3 protein-coding genes and 1 pseudogene are annotated in these 5162 nt (G+C 64.9%); all 4 read left to right on the forward strand.

Going from position 1 to position 5162, the window contains the following annotated elements:
• Window positions 1-531 (forward strand): annotated as a pseudogene (locus K2Z83_RS20770) (arginine decarboxylase); the annotation flags it as partial.
• A gap of 295 nt (window positions 532-826) precedes the next feature.
• Window positions 827-1507, forward strand: coding sequence for a response regulator transcription factor (locus K2Z83_RS20775; RefSeq protein WP_220597106.1), 681 nt, complete (start codon window positions 827-829; stop codon window positions 1505-1507).
• Window positions 1508-1684: 177 nt separating this feature from the next.
• The gene (locus tag K2Z83_RS20780) at window positions 1685-3868 is read left to right on the forward strand and encodes an ATP-binding protein (RefSeq protein ID WP_220597107.1); all 2184 of its coding nucleotides are present in this window, start codon (window positions 1685-1687) and stop codon (window positions 3866-3868) included.
• A 148-nt stretch (window positions 3869-4016) separates the two neighbouring features.
• Window positions 4017-5129, forward strand: a complete 1113-nt coding sequence (locus K2Z83_RS20785; protein WP_220597108.1) for a hypothetical protein — start codon at window positions 4017-4019, stop codon at window positions 5127-5129.
• Window positions 5130-5162: the final 33 nt, after the last annotated feature.

The following is a 5162-nucleotide window of genomic DNA, read 5'->3' on the forward strand; positions in this document are numbered from 1 at the left end:
CAGCCCGGCGAGCCCGACTGGTACCTGGTCAACAGCAGCATGATGGTGAACCTGCCCGACAGCATCCTGGTGGAGGGCCAGGAGTTTGTGATTGTGCCGCTGAACGGCTGGGACCGCCCGGTGCGGCCGGTGCGCCTGGCCGGCCGGCGCACCTGCGACAGCGACGATGTCTACCCGCGGCCCGACCAGCCGCCCCTGATGTTGCCCGATATGGGCGCGGGCCTGGTGCTGGCGATCTGTGGGGTGGGCGCCTACCAGCAGATGATCTCTGGGCGCGGCGGGGCGCACCACTGCCTCAGCCCCGAGCCGGCGCGAGTGATCTTCCACGAGGTGGCCGGGCGGCTGCGCTCGCGCCATGTGCCCCAGCAGGATCAGGCGACGATCATGCGGCTGCTCGGCTACTCGCCCCAGCATATGGCGGTGCCCCTGCCCTTTGAGCGACCCTCCTCCCCGCCGGATCTGCGGCCTGTGCCGCTGGCCGCCGTCGCCGCCCGCCGCAGGATGCGCGATCGCGTGGCGCGGGTGCGCTAGGGCGGATCCCCCAGGCGATCACGCTTGCGGCGCGGGGCGGTATATCCGCCCCGCGCCTTTCTGTGCGCGCCACGCTGACTCTGGCAGAGGACGTAACTTTCTGATAGAATTGGGAGTTAGAAATAGGTGTTAGCCCTTCTATGCTCAAACCAACCACAAGTTCTCGTTCAGATGGTAGTGTGGTATGTGAAATCTAGGTCGCGCCTCGGTGCGCTCCTCGGGCATGCGCGCGCTGTCCTGATGGCGTCTGAGGTGTGGAGATGAAGGTCAGGCGGGGATTTTAAGGAGCAGCTGTATGCATATTCTGGTAGCCGACGACGATATCCCGAGCGTAAAGCTGACGTCGTTTGTGCTTGAAGAGGCGGGGTATCGCGTGGTGAAGGCCTATGATGCTCAGAGCATTCTCCAGGCTGTCGAGCAGAACAACCCGGACCTGATCCTGCTTGATGTGATGATGCCGAAGTCGAGCGGCTTTGATATCTGCCGTCAGATCCGCCGCAACTCTGATGTGCCGATCATCTTCCTGTCGGGGCGCTCTCAGCTCCAGGATCGGGTCATGGGCCTCCAGATAGGCGGCGACGACTATCTGGTGAAGCCCTATGAGCCCTCCGAGCTGCTCGCCCGCGTCGAGGCGGTGCTGCGCCGGCGCAACAGCGATATGCTGAACCCGTCGTCGCGCCTGAGCCAGGGCGATCTGACGCTTGACCCGGTGGAGCACAAGGTGCTATTCTCGGACGGTCGGGCGGTTGAGCTGACCCCGCTTGAGTTTCGGCTGCTCTACTACCTGATGAAGAACTCGGGCCGCATCCTTAACATCAGCCAGATCCTCAGCAAGGTCTGGGGCTATGATTACGAGGGCGAGAGCAATCTGGTGGCGGTCTATATCCGCCGCCTACGCACGAAGGTCGAGAAAGACCCCGAGCACCCGCGCCACGTGATCACGGTGCGCAACCTCGGGTATAAGTTTGAGGCTTGACGCGTTGCACCCTGCGCCGCGTCGAGCCGGTGTGGCCGCGAGCGTCGCCGCGGCATGATCTGAGTACGCCCGCTCTCAAAGCACACCTACCGCGCTGGATCATGGGTCATCCCAGCATCATACCCTCTCGGCATCACGTCGCCAAGAACACAAGCGGTAGCACGGAGAATGCTGGTCATGGCTGCGACCGATACGCTTCTTGCGCGGGCTGAGCCCTGGCTGCGCGCAAATATTCGCGACGGTTTGCGCGTGCTGCTGCCGCTCCCCGTCCTTGCGCTCTCGTGGTGGTTTGTGCGGCTGTCCTTCGACCGCATCTCAGCCATCGGGCTGATCATCTACGCGGCGTTCAATCTGTTTCTGCTGGTGGCCCTGCGCTACGCGCGGTCGGGCCACCACGAGCGGCGCGTCACCACGCTGCTGCTCGCGTCGGTTCTGGGCGATGTCTTCCTCGCCATATGGCTGCTCCTCTCGGTCGGCCCCTTCACCCTGAGCATCTTCCCGATCTATACGGTGCTGGGGATGAAGGCCATCCACTACCGGCGCCGATTCCTGTCGGTGATCTTGGTCCCGGCTCTCCTCGGCCCGCTCTACCTCTCGGCGACCTATATCGTCGGCCGTGGGATCGATGGCCTCTCGACTGAGCAGGCCTTGGCCTACTGGGGGCTGGTTGGCGGAAGCTGCCTCTTTGTCATCCTGCTGCTCATCCTCGGCGAGCGCCGCCTGCGCCAGGCCAATGAGCTGCACGCCCAGATGGCTCAGCTGCGCGCTGATCACGACTCGCGGGTGGCCGAGCTCGATAGTATCAATACGGATCTGCGCGTGCGCATTCGCCGCCAGCAGTCTCTGGAGGAGAGCCTGCGGGCGATCACCGGCTCGCTCAGCCTCGATGATGTGCTGAGCCAGATCCTCGATAGCATGATGCAGATGCTCGGCACACCGCGGGTGAGCGCCGCCGGGCTGACTCTGGTGAGCGGCGCAGGCTTCACCCACCGCACGATCGGCCTCGACGGGGTGGAGCCGAGCTGCTGGGCCGAGCCCCTCGCCCAGCGCGTGGTCAGCACCCGCGGCCCGGTGGTGGTGGGCGACGCCCTGCTCGACCGTGACTGGCGCGAGGTGCAGCGCTGCGGGGCCATGTCGGCCCTTAGCGTGCCCCTGATCGACCCGGCAGGCCAGGTGCTCGGCGCCCTGACGGTGGTCAGCACGCAGCGTCACGCCTTCACGCCCACCGAGGCCCGCCACCTGACCTCGTTCAGCATCCAGGCCAGCGTGGCCATCCATAACGCCGAGCTGCATACGCGCCTCGGCCGCCAGCAGGCTATGCTCCAGGCGGTGCTACGCGATATCGGTGACGGCCTGATCGTGGTCGATGTTCAGGGCGCGATGGTGATGGCCAACCCGGTGGCCTACCAGGCGCTCCAACAGAGCGACTCGCTCGGAGGTAACCTCCGCGACGCCCTCGACCAGATCACGCGTGATCTGCGCGATGAGGGCGTGCCCATGATCGAGCACGAGCTTCAGTTTGGCGAGGACGATTACGAGCGCGCCTATCAGATCTTCGCCTCGCTCGTGCGGACCGCCGATGATGATGAGAGCTATGTGGCGATCATCCTGCGTGATATCACTGACCATAAGCAGCAGGAGCGCCAGCGCGTCGAGTTTATCTCGATGGTCTCGCACGAGCTGCGCAATCCGCTGAATACGCTGAATGGATTCCTGAAGGTGGTGCTCCAGGGCAAGGCTGGGCCGCTCAATGAGCTCCAGCAAGAGTTCCTCGGCCTCGCCGACAACCAGGCCGATGCACTGAAGGGGCGGATCACCGAGCTGCTTGAGTTTAACCGCCTGGAGGCCGGGCGGCTGCGCCTCCAGCCGCAGTGGGCGAACTTGACCGACCTGCTGCTGAACGCGAGCGCGCGCTTTCAGATCCAGGCCGAGCAGTTTGAGCTCAGCGTGGACGCCGATGTCCCCGACACTATCCCCGAGCTGCTGATCGATAGCGGGCGTATCGGTCAGGTGGTGACAAACCTGATCGAGAATGCGATGAAGGCTACCCCGGCGGGCGGGCACATCCGGCTGAGCGCGCAGGTTCGCGAGCAGGAGGTGCTGGTGCAGGTTGTTGACACGGGCGTCGGCATTGCCCCGGACCAGCGTGAGAAGATCTTCAGCCGCTTCTACCGGCTTGAGCACAACTCGTCGAAGCATGGCGTCCACCTTGGGCTGGGCCTCTCGATCTGCCAGCAGATTATCGAGGGGCACAACGGGCGGATCTGGGTGGATAGCGAGCTCGGCAAGGGCAGCAGCTTTAACTTTACGATCCCACTGGTGCGGCGCGAGCAGCTGATTAGCGAGCCGGTTGCGCCATAGTGCGATTGCAGATTGTAGATGATGCGCTGGCTATTGGGGCGAGATCGGCGGCGTGGCGCGATCTGAGAACGAGAAGACCTACGTTTATCTGGTACGGGCGGCTGCGGAGTCACCCTTCCGAGAGTGAGGTTCGCGTGTGAATGTTGCGTTGATTGCACTCCCTTGCATTGGCAAGCTGCCGGCGCCTCCTCTGGCGCTGGCATATATTGCGACCCTGCTGGAGCAGCGGCGTCATATTGTGCGGATCTATGATCTGGCGCTTGACCCAGAGTCGCCGCTGAGCGCGGCCTTCCAGCCGCTGCGCTCATTTCGCCCGCAGGTGCTGGTTGTGGCTGGCGAGCAGCCTGAGATGCTCGCGGCGGCGGTGGAGGCGCTGCACGAGGATCAGCATCTGCATGTGCTGCCCGTGCAGATGAGTCGCGGTAGCCTTGATGCGAATCAGATCTGTAGCGGTGTCATCCAGTGGATCGACCGCCAGCGCGGCGGCCCCGCAGGGCCGGTCGCACCGCCCGCTGAGATCTCGTCGATCGATGATCTGCCCTTCCCCGCGCGGCACCTGCTCTCGCTGGAGAGCTATGACATGCGGGCGATCGGCGGCGAGCTCCAGACGATCGTGCTCGTCGCGGGGCTCGACCCCTCGGGGGGCGGGAAGATCGCCCTGCGCTCGCCGATGCAGATCGTCGCCGAGCTGCGCAGTGTCTCGCACGAGTTTGGCCTGCGCCACTACCTCTTCCCCGATGTATCGATCACGGCAGACCGGGCGTGGCTCGTGGAGTTGCTGACCCGCCTGTGCGACGCCGGGCTCAATATCGGCTGGGAGGCCAGCGCCGACGCCGATCAGCTCGATGAGGCGCTCAGCGCGCATATGGCGCGGGCCGGCTGCGAGGCGATCACGCTCCACCTTCGGGCGGCCAGCGTCTTTGAGTCGGTCGATGTGCGCGGCCGGGTGCGCCAGGCGGTGACGACGGCGCGCAACCAGGGGGTGTTTGTGCGCGCCCACGTGCGCCTTGAGCCGCCCTACGAGTCGGTGCCACAGCTAGTGGATGTGGCGGCGACCTTTAACCTGGACGATGTGCGCTTCGAGGTGGTTCACGCCGGGGCGGCAGGCGAGCCGGGCGACGGCACGCAGGTGAAGGAGCTGGCCCGCCAGATGTATGACGCTGGGCGCGACCGCCAGCGCTTCATCAACCGGTTCGGCCCGGCTCTGGGCAACCTGATCTGGAAGCTCAGCGGCCAGCGCGGCGCGCAGTCCGACACGTAGGCTTCCCCTACTTCGTACGGGCGCAATAGCAAT

The sequence above is a fragment of the Oscillochloris sp. ZM17-4 genome, from assembly GCF_019599295.1.
In the GTDB taxonomy this organism is placed as follows: domain Bacteria; phylum Chloroflexota; class Chloroflexia; order Chloroflexales; family Chloroflexaceae; genus Oscillochloris.